The sequence below is a fragment of the Oribacterium sinus genome (assembly GCF_963553175.1).
Classification (GTDB): domain Bacteria; phylum Bacillota; class Clostridia; order Lachnospirales; family Lachnospiraceae; genus Oribacterium; species Oribacterium sinus_B.
In genome coordinates, this window is sequence record NZ_CAUVME010000012.1 from 1 (window position 1) to 20,316 (window position 20,316).

Consider the following 20,316-nt stretch of genomic DNA (forward strand, 5'->3'; position numbering starts at 1 on the left):
TATCTTACTTATGCCGTACTCACTAACAGCCAACAAAAAAAGCTGCGAAGAATTATCTTAGACAGGTTTTCGGTAATATAGGACTGAAAAGGGGAGTCTGAGCCATATCTTACTTATGCCGTACTCACTAACAGCCAACAAAAAAAGCTGCGAAGAATTAAATTAGACAGGTTTTCGGTAATATAGGTCTGAAAGGGGGTAGTCTGAGCCCGTCGGTACTTGCGAAAAACGAAGGAACTGAAGTTTTTCGCTTAGTATCCGATACGTGGCGAAGCTAGCGGGAGCGTGCCCCATTTTCAGACCTATATTACATAGAAAACCTTATTGATGGTTTATCGCAACTCCTTTTGTAGACAAAGTCAGCGAGGGCATCCCCCATTTTCAGACCTATATTGCATAGAAAACCGTCTTACTTCTTCACAACTCCTCTTGTAGACAAAGTCAGCGAGAGCATCCCCCATTTTCAGACCTATATTGCATAGAAAACCTTATTGATGATTCTTCACAGCTCCATCATCATACAAATGACAGCAAACCTTATGCCCATTGCCCATATCCTTTTCTTCCGGCACCTTGCTCTTACAGATCTCCATACACTGACTGCAACGTGTATGGAACTTACAGCCCTCGGGAGGGTTGGCCGGGGAAGGAATACTTCCTTCCAAAATAATACGATTCATCTTAGCCTCCGGATCCGGAATGGGAATCGCGGAGAACAAAGCCTTGGTATAGGGGTGGAGAGGATTGGCAAAGATATCCTCCGTATTTCCAAACTCCACCAAATTCCCAAGATACATTACACCAACCGTATCCGCGATATGCTCTACCACGGATAAGTCATGGGAAATAAAGAGGTAGGTCAGCTTATACTTTTCCTGTAAATCCTTTAAGAGATTGATAATCTGTGCCTGAATGGACACATCCAAGGCGGATACCGGCTCATCACATACCACAAACTCCGGATTCAACGCCAAGGCTCTGGCAATACAGATTCTCTGTCTCTGTCCGCCGGAGAACTCATGGGGATAACGCCCCTTATGGAAGGGCTGCAAACCGCAGTTATCCATAATGCGGTCAATGTAGTCCTCGTACTCCTCCTTGGGAACCAGATGATGCTCCTTTACCGCTTCTCCGATAATTTCTCCTACAGGAAGTCTGGGAGAAAGGGAGGAGAATGGATCCTGGAAGATAATCTGCATCTTGGTGCGTAGTTCATTTAACTCGGATTTGGGAATATCGTAAACCTCTTTTCCGTTAAACAGCACATCTCCCGCTGTCTTCTCTCCGCTTAAACGCAGGATGGTTCTTCCTGTGGTGGTCTTTCCGCAACCGGACTCTCCCACCAGCCCCATGGTGCTTCCTCTTTTGATGGAGAAGGAAATACCGTCAATGGCCTTTACCTGTCCCACCACCGTATTAAAGAAGCCTCCTCGAATGGGGAAATATTTCTTCAGGCCACGAACCTCTAAAATATTGTCTTCATTTTCCCGGACAGTCTTAGCTTCTGTCTCCTTTAAAATGCTATTTTCCATTATTTCCTCGCTTCCTCATCATACAGGTAGCAGCTTACTCTGTGGGTCTCGGAGAGGCTGATTTCTCCGGGATAAGCCCCGTCACAGCAGCCCTTCCGCTTGTCACAACGATCTCGGAAGTAGCAATAATTCGGCATGTTAATGGGGTTTGGCACCTTTCCGGGAATGGAATAGAGCTTATCCACATGCTTTCCTACCACAGGCTTGGAAGCCATTAAACCGATGGTGTAGGGGTGGGAAGGATTGGAAAAGATTTCCTTTGCCGTTCCCGCCTCTACCACACGACCGGAATACATAACCACTACATAGTCCGCCATTTCCGCAATTACCCCAAGGTCATGGGTAATCAGCATAATGGAGGAGTTAATCTTGTCCTTTAAGCCTCGTAACAAATCCAGAATCTGTGCCTGAATGGTTACGTCCAAGGCTGTTGTGGGCTCATCCGCAATAATCAGCTTGGGGGAGCAGGCCAATGCCATGGCGATTACGATACGTTGCCGCATACCGCCGGAAAGCTCGTGGGGATACATATTGTAAACGCCCTCACTGTTGGCAATGCCCACCATTTCCAAGAGTTCAATGGTACGCTTCTTCGCCGCCTCTTTCGTTTCATAACCGCTCTTATGGAACAAAAGCACCTCATCCACCTGGTCTCCGATTTTGAAAACCGGATTTAAGGAGGTCATAGGCTCCTGGAAAATCATGGACATAAAGTTTCCCCGAAGGTGCTGCATCACTGTCTCAGGGGTCTTGGTAATGTCGTAAACCTTATCTCCCGTATTTAAGCGAATGGCTCCGTCCACAATCTGTCCCTGAGGCCGCTGTAAAAGCTGCATCAGAGAAAGGCTGGTTACGGACTTTCCGCAACCGGACTCTCCCACAACTCCCACGGTTTTTCCCATGGGAACGGAAAAGCTCACGGAATCCACACTCTTTACCGTTCCGGCATCGGTGTAGAAATAGGTCCGAAGATTCTCAAACTCCACCGTATTCTCCGGATTCTTCATTTCCGTCAAATACTCTGATTCCGGGACATTTTTCCGCTTCCGCTTTTTTTCTAAGGTAGCAGTAATTTTTCTATTTTCTTTCGATATCCTCCGGGCTTCTTTTCCGGAAAGATAACCGTCTTCTCTTGCCATTTTCTATCCTCAACTTATCTTCCTACAGCTTTCCAAGGCAAATGCCGGAAAGCATGATTTTTTACCGAAACCTTTTATCGCTTCATCTTCGGGTCAAAGGCATCTCGCAAGCCGTCTCCCACCAGGTTAAAGGCCAACACGGTAAGCAATAGGCAGACACCGGCAGGAATCCAAATGAAGAGATAGTTACTTAAGACATAGGTATTGTTAACATCGTTAATGATATTTCCCCAGGAAGCAAAGGGGAACTTTACACCAAGTCCCAGGAAGGACAATACCGCCTCTGTCAAAATTACGCCTCCCAAACTCATGGTACAGGTAACAATGAGCTGAGGAATAACGTTTGGTAAAAGGTGTCGGAAGATTCGGTTTACGGGCTTAATGCCTGTAGCCTCCGCCGCAGTCATAAATTCCTGCTCTCTTAAAGTAAGAATCTGTCCACGCACCAATCTGGTGATGGAAGGCCAACCGAAAAATCCCAGAATAATCATCAGGTAAAACATACGAATCTGAGGATCCACCCTCATCGCATCCATAGCCGCACCGATGATGATGTAGATAGGAATGGTGGGAATGCAGTAGAAAATATCCACAATTCTCATGATTAAGGAATCAATCCAGCCTCCGAAATATCCGGAAATACCGCCCAGAAGCATTCCCAAAACGGTTTCGATAATCACAACTACAAAGCCGATATAAAGAGAAACTCTTCCGCCGTACATCAGTCTGGTCAACATATCCATACCGTTCTTATCGGTTCCCAGAGGATGGGCCTTGCTGGGTGGAGAATAAGAGTCATAGACCATCTGCTCTCTGCTTTGCAGAATATTATAGGTTTTGGAGGTGGCATCATATTCCATGGTATAGTTTGCCTCTACTCCGTCATCGTCGGTAAAGCTAAAGCTGGTAGCTCCCGCCTGAATCTGCTCCAGAAGCTCTTCCTTAAACTTCTGAGAGAAGCTCACATCGCTCATAATGGCATTCACCACATAACGGCTGGCATAGGCATAGGCTGTTCCGTCCTTTGTAACGGTTCCATCCTCGGAAAGGGTGTAGCTGCTGCCTCCATCAGTAAATTCCTTTTCTCCGTTTGCCAAGGCCTTTAAAATGCTTAGCTGCTCCGCAAAAGGAATCTGTCCTGCTCCGGAAACGGAAGTCACGGTGTCCACTGCCGCAAAGGCTACCGGGTCAGAGCTTCCCTTCTTCGTAATGATATAGAAGTCTTTTCCCGCCTCTTCATAGCTATAGTCTACGCCTCCTGCAGCAAACTCTGTCAGCTTCTTTCCCTTGGCCAATACGAACTGGGCCTGGGCAAGGGCAGGGAAGCTATCCTTTTCCGCCTGCTGATAACGAAGCTCCGTGTTTACCTTAACGCCGGCATACTTCTGGCTTTGGCTGTCCTTACGGTAGAAAAGCTGAGACTCTCCGTAGGGCATTAGGGCTCCTCCTAAGAAGGAGAAGAGAAACATGAAAATCAAAACCACCATACCCAAAACCGCAATACGGTTTCGGAAAAAACGCTTTGCCACCATTGCTCCGGGGGAGAGGGTTTTGACACGACGGTCATCACTTAAAGAATATTCAGCATTCTTCGATGCATTAGCATCGCTATACTCTTCCGTATTCTGCACAGTTTCTTGTGTAGTTTTATCTACAGAATTTTCTAAATCAGACATCTTTTCCCCTCCTTTCCTAATCAATACGAACTCGAGGATCTACCACGGCATATAAAATATCCGTAAGCAGGTTTCCAATCAAGGTCAAAACGGCAATAAACACTAAGTAAAACATGGAGAACGGAATGTCTCCTGAAATCATAGCCTGATAAGAGGTGTAACCGATTCCCGGAATGGAAAAGAGCTGCTCCGTAATCATGGCTCCGGAAAATAATCCGGGAAGAGAGGTACCCCAGATGGTTACCAGCGTAATCAAAGTATTTCGGAAGGCATGATGATAAATTACCCGTCCCTCGGAAAGGCCCTTCGCTCTTGCAGTACGGATATAATCCGAATTTAATACCTCCAGCATATTGGTACGAATATATCGCATATACGCTCCGATGCTGGCAATCAGAAGGGTAAGAATCGGTAAAACCAGGTGTAAAGCAATATCCATCTTCTTTCCGCTTGGAGAAAGAATATCGTAATTTCTTCCCACCAGTCCGGCTAAGTCGAACCATTGTAATTTCACGGAAAATACCAGCTTCAAAAGAGAAGCTGTGAAGAAGGTGGGAAGGGAAATTCCTGCCAAAGCTACGATAGAAATCACATTATCCTGCCAGGAATACTGCTTGGTTGCCGCAATAATGCCCAAGGGCACGGAAATCGCAAATTCCAAAACCATAACCACAAAGCTCATGATAAAGGAAATACCCACTACCTCTTTAAATTTCTGGGTAACCGGCACGGTGTACTTCCAGCTGTCTCCGAAGTTTCCTCGAAGAGCCTTACCCAACCAGGCAAAGAATCCGGGAACGATTCCCTTGTCCATGCCGTAAGTAGCCTCCAACTGCTGCATCCACTCTTCAAAGCTTTTGGAGCCGGGCTGTTGAGACTTCTGTCTGGCGATCTGCTCCAAATAGGAGGTTGGTAGAGATCGCATTAAAATATAAAGCAAGAAAGCCACGATAAACAGAATCACTACGGACCATAATAATCGTTTGATAATATACTTTTTCACTGAAAAACCTACTCTTCCATATCAAGAATAGCCGCCTTCCTAAAGTTTCAGGAAATGCGGCTATTACCCGAAAAATGTAGACGGAACAATCCGTTTACTTTTACTTTGTTAATTGAAGATTCTCAATCTCGGTATACCACTTATAAAACGGACTCATATCCGGAGTAATGGTATCCACCTGAACACGCTGTGCAGAGAAAATGGTTACTTCTTTTCTCTGGTAGATTGGTACCTCGCAGGACCAGTCGATAATCTTGTCAAGACAAGCCTTATACATGGTCTTACGGTATTCCTGATCCGTTGACTCTCTCGCCTGAAGAATCATGGTATCCAAATCTGCATCCTCAATCTGGTACATATAGTTGGAACCGCCGGGAGCTACTCCGCCATTTGCAATATCAGAGTAATATACCTGGAACATATCCGGATCCGGTGTTGCCTGCCAAGCCGCACACCACATCTCTGCCTGCTTAGCCTGAATCTTATTCCACATATCGGAGCTGTTGGAAATATCGTTAATGGTAAGCTTCATACCGATTTCCGCAAAGGCCTTCTGTGCCTCTGTCAAAATCATAAAGGAGGGGTGGTCTCCGGTTCCGGAACCGGGAATCATTACCTCATATTCCATCTTTGCCCCGGCAGGAGCTGCAGTAATCTTTCCATCTGCTACGGTGTAGCCTGCCGCCTCTAAGAATCCTAAAGCCGCCTTCTTTGCTGCTGCATATTTATCCTCATCGGACATTCCGGAGGTATAAATCGGTTCTCCCTTTGCATCCTTGGAGAAAGCAATCTGATAGTCGTCATCGGTAGGCTGAGGTGCCGCCCAAGAAGTATTGGTAATCGGATAATTAATTACGCTCGCTCTGTCTCCATAGTAGCTGCTTACCGCAAGGTCTCTGTATACAGAGAAAATAGTGGCAAAGGCACGACGGAGATTCTTGGAAGCTTCACTTCCCGGCTCATTGTTTACAGAAACATTGTGGGTATTGATACCGATATAGCCATAACCTAAGGCATCTACAGCAGAGGTGTAAATCTTATCTCCGGAGATTTCTCCGTTACTGTTTGCCTTCTTAATGGCATCTGCAATTTCTGTAGTGTATTGTGGATTAGTTACGTCCGTTGTTCCGGTTAATACGGCGTTCACACGGTCAGCCTGTGCAACATAGTTCACCTTCAAACTCTTGGTCTTCGGTGCGCCGAGATAATAATTCTCGTTTGCCTTCATGGAAACCACACCGTTTTCATATTTCTCAAAAACGTAGGGACCTGCACCTAAAGGCTGGGTGGTCTTTGCACGAACGCCGCTTAAATCTCCCTTGGGGAAACCGAACTTATTGTTCGCATAGTCATACTGGGCAGGATCTCCATAATAATGTAAAGGAGAAACGGCAAAGGTAAGCTGATAAATCGTCTGAGCATCCACCCTGGTTGTTATAACACGTACAGAATAATCTCCGGTCTTCTGAATACCGCTGATATTGGGAGCGGAATTACCGGTCTCCACACCGACAGAGTAGTCCTTATAGCTTTCCATTAACTCGGTAAAGGGAGTACCTGCACTCTCTGCAGAGCTCATATCTGTTACACTGCCGTTATACTTTGCTACCATAGCATTGAAGAAATCCATAGCCGTTGCATCTTCCTTCAAGCCTTCATAGCCATAGTTTGCCGCAAATGCCGCTACGGAATCCCCTTCCTTATTGCTTCCATTGGCAATCAAGGTATCCTCAATTTCCTTCACAAAGGCCTCGGCAGCCTTCTTGTAATCTGCCCAGAACTTTGTCTGCTGCTCCTCTGTCCACTTGGAGAAGTCCTTATTGTCCTCTCCTGCAGCCAGAATCAGCTTAAAGAGGGGTTCCATACCCTTTCTATACTCTTCCATACCCTGAATCGGTAAAGAGTAAATAGAAGCCAATCCGTCATAGGTCGGATCTGAATATACATACATGGAGAAAATCACATCATCAGCAGTTAAAGGCTTACCGTCGGAGAACTTTACGTCGTCTCTTAAAGTAAAGTCATAATATACAGTTCCGTCTGCATTCTCGGTAACTGCCAGGTCGGAAATTCCCTTATAGGTGTATTCCTTACCGTTATACTCCTTGGTCTCCCCTTCAATACCCTTGTAAATAATGGCACCGCTACGATCTGAGTTTAAGAGAGTAGTCGCAGTTAAATTTGCTACATCCTGATCCTGTACAGTCTCCGCAAAGAACATAGAAAACTTCGCACTAAACTCATCCTGAGCAAAAACCAAGGAACCGTCGGTATTGCCGGCAGCTTCTTGACCGCTTTCGCCCTGAGCCTTTGTTCCATCCTCCGCTTTCTTGGGAGAACATCCTGCCAATGCGGAAAGCGCCATCACTGATGCAAGCAGTGATGCCATAATCGCTTTTCTTTTCTTCATTCTACTTCCTCCTTTTAGTAATTTCTTGGCTTCCTTTCAAACTGCATTTTCATTCATTATAGCTTGTTCTTTCCTCCATTTTCCAAGAAGAAAAGCTCTGTTTTAACTTCCGCCAAAACAGAATAGAAGAAACGAAATATCCCAAAACCAAAGCTAAAACCATAACTTCGCCTAAAAGCCCTCCATCTCTTCCCCCTCTTAGGAGATAAATCCCTTGGAATAGAAGAAGGATTCCCGCAAAAAGGAAGGAAAGAACTACATTTCCCTCCAAAGGGATAAAGCTTTTTTGATAGGTCCATCCGTCCACGGTGCCTTCCTTCCGAAGATATCCTAAGAATCGAACTGAGGCCAAAAACACCTGGATAATGCACATCCCATAGGGTAGGGTTAGAAAAAGTTTGTGGGATAAAGCCGGCTTCGAGAAAAATCCCGGAATCAAGAGAAAAGGAAGTTGAAAGAAATAGCAGGCAATTAAAAGCCGTTTTTCTTTTCTTTGCAGTTCCAAAGGCCGTATATCTTTATACAGCTTCTTTCTGGCTTCATCTGCCTCTTTGGAAAGAACGCCGCCTTTTCCATAGGGCGTCCTAAACATTCCCATGCTATTGCCTCCATCGTTTCGACTTTTCTTGATTATCAGTCTTTTTTCTTGATTCTTAGTCTTTTTCCTTGCTGGCTGTTCCATCCTATAATGAAAAAGTATTGTGATCTCCTGAAGCTCATTTTTTCTCACTAAATCAGTTCATGATTTGAAAATAAGAAAATTCTTTATTTCTCACAATATTTTAACCCATAGCTTACCTGTATTTTTATGCTACGTCAATTATATTTATAGAATAAGAGATATTCCTAATTATTTTTTCTTTCTTATTTTGCCAATTTTATTTATAGAAGCAATATCATTTTTTTACATTTTGATATTCCATTTTTCTATAAGCTCTTTATCTTTTATTTTGTTTTAGAAATATTACTCAGTAATTTTCCTGAGTCCTTATACAAATACGCCAGTTTTTACGCTTTAGACATAAAAAAGAGGAAGCAAGCTTCCTCTTTTTTAGCAACTTTGTTCTATTCGTTTTGTAAAATATTATACAAGCTCTAAAAGAACTTCCATAGCAGCATCTCCCTTACGAAGACCTACCTTTACGATTCTTGTATATCCACCGTGACGGTTCTCGTACTTTGGTGCAATCTCTTCAAAAAGCTTCTTTGCCAAGTCTAACTTCTTGGTGTTCTTCTTTCTTCCGGCTGCTTCTGCAGGTCTAACAGTTGGAACATAGGTAGCTGCAAGAATCTGGCGACGAGCCTGCAAACGAGAAGGCTTATCCTTCTGGATGGACTTCTCTACTTCCTCATAAACGGTAACCTTCTTACCGTCTTTTACTTCTTTAACGCGCTTTCCATCAGCGTCCTTCTTTGCAACCTTTGCATTAACGACAACCATTTCATAGTTATCTTTCTCTCTTACTGCCAAAGCAATAAGCTTCTCTACCTGCTTACGAACTTCCTTCGCTCTAGCCTCAGTAGTAAAAATCTTTCCATGCTCCAATAAAGAAGTGGTTAATGCACGAAGCATTGCCTTTCTCTGGTTTGAAGCTCTTCCTAACTTTCTATAATTTGCCATGTTTTCTCCTTATCCGTGCTTTTTAGTCTTACCGGTTGGCCTTACTGTTATCTATTCTTCCGGAAATGATAATCCCAGATTCAAATCTCTTAACTTCGCCAAAACTTCCTCAAGAGACTTTCTTCCAAGATTACGAACCTTCATCATATCCTCCGGTGTCTTGGAGGTTAACTCGGACACTGTGTTGATTCCTGCTCTCTTCAAGCAGTTATAGGAACGGACACTTAATTCCAGTTCATCAATGTTCATTTCCATTACTTTGCCCTTTTCATCTTCGGGCTTATCCACCATAAGCTCTGTTGCAGCCACTTCTTCAGAAAGCGCTACAAACAAATCCAGGTGCTGAAAAAGCATTTGTGCCGCCTTGGAAATCGCATCTTCCGGAGACATACTTCCGTTGGTATATACATCCAAAGTCAATCGATCATAGTCCGTCATATTTCCTACACGGGTATTCTCGATAGACATTTTTACTCTTTCCACAGGAGTATACAAAGCATCAATGTCCTGATATTCCTTTGGTGCTTCTACTCTTCCTTCTGCCTTTTCTCCGGAGTAACCCTGTCCTCTACTGATAAAGAGGGAAATGGAGCCTTGGGCTCCCGCCTCTACAGTAGCAATATGCTCTGTAGGATTACTCAGCTTAAGTTCCGACTCTCCAATAAAATCTTCAGCCAGAATCTCGGACTTTCCGGATAAATCAACGGAAACTTCCAGACTTTCCACTTCCTCCGGCAAAATCACCGCAATGCTCTTAAGATTGGTTAAGAGCTCAGGGAAACTTTCCTGAATTCCGGAAACCTTGTCTCCGGACAGATTTTCGATCTTAATTGCAGAAATCGCAGCCCCGGGCAGAGAGGAAAGCATCATCCTCCGAAGAGAATTTCCTAGGGTTGAGCCGTAGCCTCGTTCCAGTGGTTCACATACGAAACGACCAAAACGCTTATCCTCTGAAATTTCAAGAATTTCAATGTTTGGTTTTGTAAAATCAAACATGCTGCCTCCTTTTTTAGGCTATCATTACTTAGAATACAACTCGACGATTAACATTTCGTTTACAGGAACGTCAATGTCTTCTCTGTGTGGAAGAGACTTGATGGTTGCGCTAAGCTTCTCAGCATCCATCTCTAACCATGCCGGTACCATTCTGCCGTTGGTTACTTCCACAATATCCTTATATCTCTGTGCAGTTCTCATGGATTCTTTAATCTGAATCACATCACCTGCAGATACAAGATAAGAAGGAATGTTAACAATCTTTCCGTTAACGGTTACGTGACGGTGTCCTACAACCTGTCTAGCTTCTCTTCTGGTTCTAGCCATTCCCATACGGAAAATAACGTTGTCCAGACGAGACTCTAAAAGAATCATAAGGTTCTCACCGGTCTGTCCTGCTAACTTCTCTGCCTTAGCATAGTAGTTACGGAAAGGCTTCTCTAATACGCCATAGATGAACTTTGCCTTCTGCTTCTCTCTAAGCTGAAGACCGTACTCACTCATCTTTCTTCTTGGGTTACGAAGCTGTCTGTTGGATTTCTTATCCACTCCTAAAAATACGGGGTCCAGTCCAAGTGACCTGCATCTTTTAAGCACAGGAACTTTATCTACTGCCATTTTATCCTCCTAAATATCAAGTTTTGTCGACTCAACAAGCCAACATCCCTAAAAAATTGATACGCCCTTTACACCGATAAGGCTTCTTCAGGCTGACCACATGGTCATACTGTTCTGTATAAGCTTATGCCGCTAAAGGAAATTCTATAATTCCCCGGGCACAGAACATTATACTCTTCTGCGCTTTGGTGGGCGGCATCCGTTGTGTGGAACCGGTGTAACGTCCTTGATGGAGGTTACTTCCAATCCGTTTGCTGCTAAAGCACGGATTGCTGCCTCTCTTCCGGATCCCGGTCCTTTAACCATTACATCCACATACTTTAAGCCGTGTACCAAAGCTGCCTTTACAGCAGTCTCAGCAGCCATCTGCGCTGCATATGGAGTAGATTTTCTTGAACCTCTAAATCCCAGACCGCCGGCACTTGCCCATGATAAAGCATTTCCCTGAGCATCTGTCAAAGTAACGATAGTGTTATTGAAAGATGATTGGATATGTGCCTGTCCGCGTTCAACGTTTTTCTTTACGCGCTTTTTTGTCACTCTCTTACCAGTTGACTTAGCCATAGTTAAACTAACCTACTTTCCTTTTTCTCTTCTTCCTGTATTTAAAACATGAAGATCCATTAGTTACTGTTCAGACCTTACTTCTTCTTGTTAGCAACGGTCTTTCTTGGTCCCTTACGGGTTCTTGCATTGGTCTTAGTCTTCTGACCTCTTACGGGAAGTCCCTTTCTGTGACGGATTCCTCTGTAGCAACCGATTTCCTGCAAACGCTTGATGTTTAAAGCGATCTCTCTACGAAGGTCACCTTCTACCATCTGGTGTTCTGCAATATAGGTCGCCAGAGTCTTTACCTCATCGTCAGTTAAATCCTTTACTCTTGTGTCCGGATTTACGCCGGTTTCTGCAAGGATCTTGTCTGCTGAGGGTCTTCCGATTCCGTAGATGTAAGTCAAACCGATTTCGATTCGCTTCTCTCTAGGTAAATCCACACCTGCAATACGAGCCATCTTTGATTTCCTCCTGTTAATTAACCTTGTCTCTGCTTATGCTTAGGGTTTTCACAGATAATTCTGATGGAGCCCTTTCGCTTGATTACTTTGCATTTTTCGCAGATAGGTTTTACTGATGATCTTACTTTCATAAGTAAAATTCCCCTTTCCTTTACGAATTTGAACAGAGTTGCCGTATCATTCTAGCAAAACAGTCTTGAAATGTAAAGCGAAACCCTACTTATCTCTCCAGATAATTCTTCCCTTTGATAAGTCATAGGGAGAAAGCTCAATAGTCACCTTATCTCCCGGTAAAATACGAATGTAATTCATTCTTAATTTTCCGGAAATATGAGCCAATACCTGATGCCCGTTTTCCAGTTCCACCTGAAACATGGCATTTGGTAACTTCTCGATTACCTTACCTGTAATTTCGATTACATCTGATTTCGACATACTCAATTCATCCTTTCGATAGACTTAGGATTTCCGGTCCGTTGTCTGTGATTAAAATTGTATTTTCATAATGTGCCGTAAGCTTACCGTCCAGGGGAACCACCGTCCAGTCATTGGATAAAACCCTGACCTCCGGATTACCTTCCGTAATCATGGGCTCTATGGCCAAGGTCATTCCTGCCTGTAGCTTCGGGCCTTTCTTCTTCATGCGATAGTTGGGGACTTCCGGATCCATGTGAACCTGATGGCCGATGCCGTGTCCCACGTACTGGGTAACTACGCCGTAGCCATGGGCCTCTACATAATCTCCGATGCTTCCGCAAATATCATTTAAATGATTTCCGGGAACCGCATTTTCGATTCCCCGGAAAAAGGATTCCTTACAAGTTTCCACCAGTCTTTTGGCATTGGGAGCGATTTCTCCCACCGCCCAAGTTCTTGCGGCATCGCTGTGATAGCCCTTGTAATTTACTCCGATATCGAAGGAAACGATGTCTCCCTCTTTTAAAATCCTTGTCTTCTCCGGTATTCCGTGAATCAACTCCTCATTCACGGATACGCAACAAGCTGCCGGAAAGTCATAGAGATGAAGAAAGCTTGGCGTACATTTTGCTTTTCGGATGAGCTCCTCTGCGTACTTATCCAGTTCGTAGGTGCTCTTTCCCGGGGCTACCGCCTCTCCTACTTTCTCATGTACTTCTGCAAGAACCTTGCCTGCTTCCCGCATCAGTTCAATTTCTCTTTTAGACTTAATCTCAATCATGGATTTTCCTTTCCACTTGGCTTAAGATTTCCTTTACCCTTGCAAATACCGTTTCCAAATCTTTTGTTCCGTCAATCTCTTCCAGGATTCCCTCTTTCTTATAGAAGGAAATCAATGGTTCGGTACTCTGATGATAAACCTTTAAACGATTTTTCACCGTATTTTCTTCATCATCTTTTCTCTGCACAAGATGCTCACCGCAGTTATCGCAAATTCCCTCTTTTTTCGGCTTTAAGGTTTCCAAATGGAAAATCGCGCCACAATGGGGACAGGTTCTGCGGCCGGCCATTCTGTGAATAATCACATCATCCGGTACTTCAACGTCCAATGCAAGATCAATCTTTTCTCCTTTTGGAGCCAGTGCATTTTCTAAAGCTTCCGCCTGAGGAATGGTTCTGGGGAATCCGTCCAGGATATAGCCCTTCTCACAATCCTTTTCTTCCAAACGGTTCAGAAGCATCGCAATGGTGATTTCATCGGGAACCAGCTCCCCATGATCCATATATGTCTTTGCTTTTAAACCAAGCTCTGTTTCCCCTTTAAGATTAGCCCGGAAAATATCTCCGGTGGAAATATGGGGTAAACCGTAAACCTTAGAAATACGACTTGCCTGGCTTCCTTTTCCCGCACCAGGCGCTCCTAACATGATAATCTTCAATATGGGCCTCTTTCATGATGGGATAAACCACTATGAGCCTCCTTAGTAAACTAAGGAGGCTATAGATTAGTTGTCTAAAAATCCTTTGTAGTTTCTAATTACCATTTGAGAATCGATGGCCTTCAAGGTTTCCAAAACAACACCTACGATGATGATTAAGGAAGTTCCGGAGAAGGAAATTCTGCTGACGTTAAATACGCCTGAAATGATAATGGGAACTAATGCAATAATAGCCAGTCCGGTGGCTCCGATAAAGATGATATATCGAAGAATACCTTCCAGATAATCACTGGTCGGCTTTCCCGGTCTGATTCCGGGAATAAAACCACCCTGCTTCTTCATATTGTTTGCTACTTCCAAGGGATTAAAGGAAATAGAAGTATAGAAGTAAGCAAAGAAATACAGTAGGGCAATGTAGAGAACTAAACCTAAGGAATAAATCGGAGCATTGGGGTTTGCCCAAGAACCGGAATTTAATCCCATGATAATTTGTCCTACAATAGAGCTTTGATCCACCCTTATAATCTGTCCGATAACTACCGGCATGGTCATTAAGGAGGAAGCAAAGATTACCGGCATAACGCTTGCCGTATTCACCTTTAAAGGAATCTGAGACTGCTGTCCGCCAACAAGTCCTCTTCCCTGTACTCTTCTACTATACTGCACCGGGATTCTTCTTTCTGCATCCTGCAGAACTACGGTAAACGCCACCATACAGAAGATTGCCGCAGCAATGATAATAGCCGCTACAACCATCTTCGCAGTGTTATTTCCCATAATAAATCTCTCATAAAGTGTGAGAAAATCCTGTGGAACCGAGGATAAGATATTGAACAAAAGAACCAGAGAAATACCATTTCCCACTCCTTTGTCCGTAATTCTTTCACCAATCCACATCAGAAGTGCAGATCCGGCTGTCATTGCTACTACGCAAATCACTACGCCGGCAATCTTACGAAAGACTGAACCCTCTGCATATCCAATCAGAAGTCCGGAACCGCCAAATCCTACTGCCATGGCTGTAGACTCTAAAAGTGCTAAACCGATGGTTACGTATCTGGTGTACTCTGTCAGCTTCTTTCTTCCCTCTTCTCCATCCTTCTGCATTTCTTCCAGGGCGGGAATCGCCACGGTTAAAAGCTGAATAATAATGGAGGAAGTGATATAGGGAGTAATGGATAATGCAAAAATACTGAGCTGCTCGAAGGATCCTCCGGTCATGGTATTAAACCAACCGAAAGCATCGTTCCCGGCCATGCTCTTAAATAAATCTCCAAAATATCCCGGATTTACACCCGGGATAGGAAGATTTGATCCAAAACGAATTACTACGAGCATAAGGAAAACATAAATAAGACGGTCTCTTAAATCTTTTACCTTAAATGCATTTCGTATTGTTTGAAGCATTTAGATCACCTCACAGGTTCCGCCCACAGCCTCAATCTTCTCCTTTGCGCTCTCGGAGAAAGCATTTACCTTAACAGTAAGCTTCTTTGTTAATTCACCGTTTCCAAGAATCTTAACACCGTCATTTACCTTACGGATGATTCTCTTCTCCAGTAAATTTTCTAAAGTAACCTCATCTCCTGCATTGTAACGATCCTCCAATACGGAAACGTTGATTCCTGTAATTACCTTTGAGTTGGGATCTGTAAATCCTCTCTTAGGAATACGACGGAATAAGGGCATCTGTCCACCCTCGAAACCGATTCTTGGTGCTCCGGAACGAGCCTTCTGACCCTTGTGTCCCTTACCTGCTGTCTTACCATTTCCTGAACCGTGACCTCTGCCACGACGGAAATTCTGGGAGTGCTTAGAGCCCTCTGCAGGTGATAACTTTGATAACTCCATAGTCGCCTCCTTAAATCTCTTCCACTTTTACCAAGTGATTGACTCTCTGAATCATTCCCTTAGTGGTGCCATTGTTCGGAAGCTCTACAGACTGACGAATCTTCTTAAGTCCAAGAGCCTGAACGGTTGCCTTCTGCTTAGGGATGGCACCGATAGGAGACTTCACTAAAGTAATTTTTAATTTATCTGCCATTTCTACCCTCCCTCTTAACCTGTAATTTCTGCTACAGTTTTGCCACGGAGTGCAGCGAACTGCTCAGGAGTCTTCATAGAAGTAAGTCCCTGTAAAGTTGCATAAACTACATTTGTCTTGTTGTTAGATCCTAAAGACTTTGTACGGATGTTTCTGATTCCTGCCAGCTCACACACCATACGTGCAGGTCCGCCGGCGATGATACCTGTTCCTTCAGGAGCCTTCTTCAGAAGAACTGTGGAAGCTCCGAACTTTCCAAGGTAATCGTGTGGTACAGACTTATCCTCATTTACAGGTACAGTAACCATGTTTCTTACTGCAGCCTCTCTTGCCTTACGAATCGCTTCAGGTACCTCAGTTGCCTTACCGGTACCGCAGCCAACGTGTCCATTTCCATCTCCAACTACTACAAGAGCGGAGAATCTCATGGTACGTCCACCTTTAACAGTCTTAGCAACACGCTTGATGGCTACTACACTGTCATTTAACTCTAACTGATTTGCGTCAATTTTTTCGCGCTTCATCTTAGTGATTTCTCCTCTCGATTAGAATACTAGTCCGGCTTCTCTTGCAGCATCTGCAAGGGCCTGAACCTTACCATGATACAGGAAGCCGCCTCTGTCGAATACCACTTCCTTGACTCCCTTTGCCAAAGCCTTCTCAGCGATGGCCTTACCTACATACTGAGCTGCCTCAACATTGTCGGTAAACTGCAAATTCGCATTCTTATCTAAGGTAGAAGCTGCACACAGGGTGTTCCCTGCAGCGTCATCAATAAGCTGTGCATACATGTGCTTATTGGAACGAAAAACCGCAAGACGTGGTCTCTCAGGAGTACCAGATAAACGGTTTCTGATTCTTGCGTGCTTTTTTTGACGAAGCTCGGCTTTATTTTTCTTGCTAACCATTCTACTTTCCTCCTATTATTTCTTACCAGTCTTACCGACTTTACGACGAATGACCTCGGTAGAGTACTTAATTCCCTTACCCTTATAAGGCTCCGGTGCTCTCTTAGAGCGGATTTCCGCAGCATACTGGCCAACCTTCTCTTTGTCGATTCCTCTGACAAATACGGTGTTGGCTCCCTCTAATACGGTCTCCAAGCCTTCCGGATCTTCCATGGTTACAGGGTGAGAATATCCTAAAGTCAAAGTCAAGGTCTTGCCCTGCTTTGCCGCTCTGTATCCTACACCATTGATTTCCAGCTTCTTCTCGTAACCGTTGCTTACACCTTCAACCATGTTGAACAGTAAAGCTCTGGATAATCCGTGAAGAGACTTCTCTTTCTTATTGTCATTTGGACGAGTAACCACTAAGTGGCCATCCTCTTCCTTAATTGTGATTTCTTTTGCAAAGGTTCTCTCTAAGGTTCCCTTTGGTCCCTTTACCTTTACTACATTGTCCTTAATCTCAACAGTAACGCCTGCCGGGATCGCGACCGGTAACTTTCCGATACGTGACATAGTATACTCCTCTCTTAAATTCTCAGTAAAATACTGTTTTCAGAAAATATATTCCGACAGATTACCATACAAAGGCAAGGACTTCTCCGCCTACACCCTTTTGTCTTGCTTCCTTGTCGGTGATTACACCCTGGTTTGTGGAAATGATTGCTGTACCTAGTCCACCAAGTACTCTAGGCATATTTTCTTTGCCGGCGTATACACGAAGACCCGGCTTGGAAATTCTACGAATTCCGGAAATGATCTTCTCATTCTTGTTGGAACCGTACTTCAGTCCGATCTTAATGTCCTGGAATTTTCCATTTTCAACTAACTCGCAGCTGGAAATGTAACCTTCCTTCAGAAGAATCTCAGCAATAGACTGCTTCATCTTAGATGCTGGGATACATACGCTGTCATGTTTTGCAGTGTTTGCATTACGAATTCTTGTAAGCATATCTGCGATTGGATCACTCATACTCATTTTTACGGATATCCTTTCTTTTTATCTATGAGGATGCGCCCTATGCACTATCCTCTTTGCAAACGAAATATCGAATGCTTATGCAATCGATATTCGTTTTACAATCATTTTACCAAGATGCTTTTCTCACCCCTGGAATCTCTCCCTTATATGCTAACTCACGGAAGCATACACGGCAGATTCCGTACTTACGAAGTACAGAGTGGGGACGTCCACAAATCTTACATCTTGTGTATTCTCTTGTGGAGAACTTTGCAGGTCTCTGCTGCTTTAATTTCATTGATAATTTAGCCATTTTTTCCTCCGATTATTTCGCAAAAGGCATATTGAACAGGGTAAGAAGCTCTCTGGACTCTTCGTCAGTCTTTGCAGTTGTAACGAAGATGATATCCATTCCTCTAACCTTATCTACCTTGTCGAACTCGATTTCAGGGAAAATAATCTGCTCTTTGATTCCAAGGGCATAGTTTCCTCTACCATCGAAGGCATTGGGGTTCACACCACGGAAGTCTCTTACTCGAGGAAGAGCCAAGTTGATCAAACGATCAGCGAACTCGTACATCTTCTCTCCGCGAAGAGTAACCTTACATCCAATTGCCTGTCCCTCTCTGATCTTGAAGTTCGCAACGGACTTTCTTGCCTTTGTTGTTACAGCATGCTGTCCGGTAATGATCTCTAAATCACGTACTGCACTGTCGAGAACCTTGGAATTTTCTTTTGCTTCACCAACACCCATGTTGATGACGATTTTTTCAAGCTTTGGAATTTCGTTAACATTCTTATAGTTAAACTTCTTCTGCATAGCTTCTTTGATTTCGCTATTGTAAATTTCCTTTAATCTAGCCATCCTTTATTCCTCCTTTCTCTTAGTCAATAACCTTACCGGTCTTCTTAGCCACACGAACCTTCTTGCCATTCTCAAGCTTGAATCCTACGCGAGTAGCCTGTCCATCAACAACAAGCATTACATTGGATGCATCCAAAGCTGCTTCCTTACGAACAATTCCGCCCTGTGGGTTAGCCTGACTTGGCTTCTGGTGCTTGGTTACCATGTTGCAACCTTCTACCACTACCTTGTTGGTCTTTGGATCGAAGGATAAAACCTTACCCTGCTTACCATTGTCCTTACCGGTAATGATCTTTACCATATCGTCTTTCTTAATTCTACGCATCTGGCTCCCCTCCTTATAATACTTCCGGTGCGAGGGATACGATCTTCATGTAACCATGATCTCTTAACTCTCTTGCTACCGGTCCAAAGATACGGGTGCCCTTTGCGGTATTATCCTCCTTGAGGATAACTGCTGCGTTCTCATCGAAACGGATATAGCTACCATCTTTTCTTCTGGTCTCATCCACTGTACGAACCACAACGGCCTTTACAACGTCACCCTTCTTAACCTGTCCGCCGGGAATAGCGTCCTTTACGGAAGCTACAATGATGTCTCCGATGGCGGCATATCTTCTGGTAGAGCCTCCCATAACACGGATGCAAAGAAGCTCTCTTGCACCTGTGTTATCAGCAACTCTAAGTCTTGTTTCCTGCTGAATCATATATGCTCCTTCCTTGCTCCTATATTACTTCGCCTTCTCAATGATGGAAGTAAGTCTCCATCTCTTGGTCTTAGATAAAGGTCTGGTTGCCATTACCTTAACTGTATCTCCCTCACCAGCCTCATTGTTCTCATCATGAGCGTAAATCTTAACGGTACGCTTTACGATTTTTCCAATAAGAGGGTGCTTCACGTGATCTTCAATAGCGATAACGATGGTCTTGTCCATCTTTGCACTAACCACCTTACCGGTACGGGTTTTTCTCAGATTTCTTTCCATTATTCTGTTCTCCCTTCTCACGCTTTCGCTTTCTCAGTGATAACAGTCTGAATCCGAGCGATGTTTTTCCGAACCTCGGTAATGCGGGCTGTATTATCCAACTGATTGGTTGCATTCTGGAATCGCAGATTGAAAAGTTCTTTCTTTGCGGAAACCAGCTCTTCATTCAGCTGCTCAGCTGACTTTGCCTTCAGCTCTTCTAAATATGTTTTCTTTTTCATTAGTTATCACCGCCTTCCAGATCTGCCTTTGCGACGATTTTGCAGTTACAAGGAAGCTTGTGAGAAGCAAGACGTAACGCCTCTCTTGCAATTTCCTCCGGTACACCGGCAATCTCAAATAACACGCGTCCCGGCTTAACTACTGCAACCCAGTACTCTGTAGCACCCTTTCCGGATCCCATACGTACTCCCAAGGGCTTTGCAGATACAGGCTTGTCTGGAAAAATGTCGATCCAAACCTTACCGCCACGCTTAATGTATCTTGTAAGGGCAACTCTGGCTGCCTCGATCTGATTGGATCTGATCCAACAAGGTTCAGTGGAAATAATTCCGAATTCTCCATGGCTAACGGTATTGCCTCTTGTAGCCTTACCGGTCATTCTTCCGCGCATCTGCTTACGGAATTTCGTTCTCTTAGGCATTAACAT

29 protein-coding genes are annotated in these 20,316 nt (G+C 44.1%); all 29 read right to left on the bottom strand.

Features of this window, described 5'->3' with window-relative positions; all coding sequences use genetic code 11:
* Positions 1–488: 488 nt before the first annotated feature.
* Positions 489–1,532: an ABC transporter ATP-binding protein gene (locus RYO92_RS04685; protein WP_314635312.1), complete on the bottom strand. Its 1,044-nt coding sequence runs from the start codon at positions 1,530–1,532 to the stop codon at positions 489–491.
* Positions 1,532–2,671, bottom strand: coding sequence for an ABC transporter ATP-binding protein (locus RYO92_RS04690; RefSeq protein ID WP_314344925.1), 1,140 nt, complete (start codon positions 2,669–2,671; stop codon positions 1,532–1,534). The genes RYO92_RS04685 and RYO92_RS04690 overlap by 1 nt, the downstream gene beginning before the upstream one ends.
* Before the next feature lie 74 nt (positions 2,672–2,745).
* A complete protein-coding gene (locus RYO92_RS04695) occupies positions 2,746–4,347 on the bottom strand; it encodes an ABC transporter permease (RefSeq protein WP_315369648.1) in 1,602 nt (533 codons plus the stop codon).
* Positions 4,348–4,363: 16 nt separating this feature from the next.
* Positions 4,364–5,350: an ABC transporter permease gene (locus RYO92_RS04700; RefSeq protein WP_314346619.1), complete on the bottom strand. Its 987-nt coding sequence runs from the start codon at positions 5,348–5,350 to the stop codon at positions 4,364–4,366.
* A gap of 100 nt (positions 5,351–5,450) precedes the next feature.
* Positions 5,451–7,760, bottom strand: a complete 2,310-nt coding sequence (locus RYO92_RS04705) for an ABC transporter substrate-binding protein (protein WP_315369649.1) — start codon at positions 7,758–7,760, stop codon at positions 5,451–5,453.
* A gap of 49 nt (positions 7,761–7,809) precedes the next feature.
* Entirely contained in the window at positions 7,810–8,358 is a 549-nt protein-coding gene (locus tag RYO92_RS04710; RefSeq protein WP_183683836.1) for a hypothetical protein, read from the bottom strand.
* Between the two features lie 486 nt (positions 8,359–8,844).
* Positions 8,845–9,381, bottom strand: coding sequence for a bL17 family ribosomal protein (locus RYO92_RS04715; RefSeq protein ID WP_007157652.1), 537 nt, complete (start codon positions 9,379–9,381; stop codon positions 8,845–8,847).
* A 51-nt stretch (positions 9,382–9,432) separates the two neighbouring features.
* A complete protein-coding gene (locus tag RYO92_RS04720) occupies positions 9,433–10,377 on the bottom strand; it encodes a DNA-directed RNA polymerase subunit alpha (RefSeq protein ID WP_315369650.1) in 945 nt (314 codons plus the stop codon).
* Between the two features lie 24 nt (positions 10,378–10,401).
* Positions 10,402–10,995, bottom strand: coding sequence for a 30S ribosomal protein S4 (gene rpsD, locus RYO92_RS04725; RefSeq protein ID WP_183683838.1), 594 nt, complete (start codon positions 10,993–10,995; stop codon positions 10,402–10,404).
* Between the two features lie 168 nt (positions 10,996–11,163).
* Entirely contained in the window at positions 11,164–11,559 is a 396-nt protein-coding gene (gene rpsK / locus RYO92_RS04730) for a 30S ribosomal protein S11 (protein WP_007157655.1), read from the bottom strand.
* Between the two features lie 77 nt (positions 11,560–11,636).
* Positions 11,637–12,005 carry a 30S ribosomal protein S13 gene (rpsM, locus tag RYO92_RS04735; protein WP_007157656.1) on the bottom strand — a complete coding sequence of 123 codons (369 nt, stop codon included), beginning with the start codon at positions 12,003–12,005 and terminating at the stop codon, positions 11,637–11,639.
* Between the two features lie 20 nt (positions 12,006–12,025).
* Positions 12,026–12,139: a 50S ribosomal protein L36 gene (rpmJ, locus tag RYO92_RS04740; RefSeq protein WP_003022746.1), complete on the bottom strand. Its 114-nt coding sequence runs from the start codon at positions 12,137–12,139 to the stop codon at positions 12,026–12,028.
* Positions 12,140–12,224: 85 nt separating this feature from the next.
* The gene (gene infA / locus RYO92_RS04745; RefSeq protein ID WP_007157657.1) at positions 12,225–12,443 is read right to left on the bottom strand and encodes a translation initiation factor IF-1; all 219 of its coding nucleotides are present in this window, start codon (positions 12,441–12,443) and stop codon (positions 12,225–12,227) included.
* A 7-nt stretch (positions 12,444–12,450) separates the two neighbouring features.
* Entirely contained in the window at positions 12,451–13,206 is a 756-nt protein-coding gene (gene map / locus RYO92_RS04750) for a type I methionyl aminopeptidase (protein WP_308579222.1), read from the bottom strand.
* On the bottom strand, positions 13,199–13,864 hold the full coding sequence (locus RYO92_RS04755) for an adenylate kinase (RefSeq protein WP_007157659.1): 666 nt from the start codon (positions 13,862–13,864) through the stop codon (positions 13,199–13,201). The genes map and RYO92_RS04755 overlap by 8 nt, the downstream gene beginning before the upstream one ends.
* Before the next feature lie 66 nt (positions 13,865–13,930).
* Positions 13,931–15,271 (bottom strand): preprotein translocase subunit SecY, encoded by a 1,341-nt coding sequence (gene secY / locus RYO92_RS04760; RefSeq protein WP_007157660.1) that lies wholly within the window; start codon positions 15,269–15,271, stop codon positions 13,931–13,933.
* Positions 15,272–15,715, bottom strand: a complete 444-nt coding sequence (gene rplO / locus RYO92_RS04765; protein ID WP_007157661.1) for a 50S ribosomal protein L15 — start codon at positions 15,713–15,715, stop codon at positions 15,272–15,274.
* A 10-nt stretch (positions 15,716–15,725) separates the two neighbouring features.
* On the bottom strand, positions 15,726–15,908 hold the full coding sequence (gene rpmD / locus RYO92_RS04770) for a 50S ribosomal protein L30 (RefSeq protein WP_007157662.1): 183 nt from the start codon (positions 15,906–15,908) through the stop codon (positions 15,726–15,728).
* A gap of 14 nt (positions 15,909–15,922) precedes the next feature.
* The gene (gene rpsE, locus RYO92_RS04775) at positions 15,923–16,432 is read right to left on the bottom strand and encodes a 30S ribosomal protein S5 (RefSeq protein ID WP_007157663.1); all 510 of its coding nucleotides are present in this window, start codon (positions 16,430–16,432) and stop codon (positions 15,923–15,925) included.
* Between the two features lie 21 nt (positions 16,433–16,453).
* Positions 16,454–16,816 carry a 50S ribosomal protein L18 gene (gene rplR, locus RYO92_RS04780; RefSeq protein ID WP_007157664.1) on the bottom strand — a complete coding sequence of 121 codons (363 nt, stop codon included), beginning with the start codon at positions 16,814–16,816 and terminating at the stop codon, positions 16,454–16,456.
* Between the two features lie 15 nt (positions 16,817–16,831).
* Complete coding sequence (gene rplF / locus RYO92_RS04785) at positions 16,832–17,371, bottom strand: 50S ribosomal protein L6 (RefSeq protein WP_007157665.1); 540 nt, start codon at positions 17,369–17,371, stop codon at positions 16,832–16,834.
* 61 nt (positions 17,372–17,432) lie between these two features.
* On the bottom strand, positions 17,433–17,834 hold the full coding sequence (gene rpsH / locus RYO92_RS04790) for a 30S ribosomal protein S8 (RefSeq protein WP_183683842.1): 402 nt from the start codon (positions 17,832–17,834) through the stop codon (positions 17,433–17,435).
* A 109-nt stretch (positions 17,835–17,943) separates the two neighbouring features.
* A complete protein-coding gene (locus tag RYO92_RS04795; protein WP_007157667.1) occupies positions 17,944–18,129 on the bottom strand; it encodes a type Z 30S ribosomal protein S14 in 186 nt (61 codons plus the stop codon).
* A 12-nt stretch (positions 18,130–18,141) separates the two neighbouring features.
* The gene (rplE, locus tag RYO92_RS04800) at positions 18,142–18,681 is read right to left on the bottom strand and encodes a 50S ribosomal protein L5 (RefSeq protein ID WP_007157668.1); all 540 of its coding nucleotides are present in this window, start codon (positions 18,679–18,681) and stop codon (positions 18,142–18,144) included.
* Positions 18,682–18,700: 19 nt separating this feature from the next.
* Positions 18,701–19,006: a 50S ribosomal protein L24 gene (gene rplX, locus RYO92_RS04805; protein ID WP_183683843.1), complete on the bottom strand. Its 306-nt coding sequence runs from the start codon at positions 19,004–19,006 to the stop codon at positions 18,701–18,703.
* A gap of 13 nt (positions 19,007–19,019) precedes the next feature.
* Positions 19,020–19,388, bottom strand: coding sequence for a 50S ribosomal protein L14 (gene rplN, locus RYO92_RS04810; protein ID WP_007157670.1), 369 nt, complete (start codon positions 19,386–19,388; stop codon positions 19,020–19,022).
* A gap of 24 nt (positions 19,389–19,412) precedes the next feature.
* A complete protein-coding gene (gene rpsQ / locus RYO92_RS04815) occupies positions 19,413–19,667 on the bottom strand; it encodes a 30S ribosomal protein S17 (RefSeq protein ID WP_007157671.1) in 255 nt (84 codons plus the stop codon).
* 17 nt (positions 19,668–19,684) lie between these two features.
* Positions 19,685–19,888, bottom strand: a complete 204-nt coding sequence (gene rpmC, locus RYO92_RS04820; protein WP_007157672.1) for a 50S ribosomal protein L29 — start codon at positions 19,886–19,888, stop codon at positions 19,685–19,687.
* A complete protein-coding gene (rplP, locus tag RYO92_RS04825) occupies positions 19,888–20,316 on the bottom strand; it encodes a 50S ribosomal protein L16 (protein ID WP_007157673.1) in 429 nt (142 codons plus the stop codon). Before rplP ends, rpmC begins: the two co-directional genes overlap by 1 nt.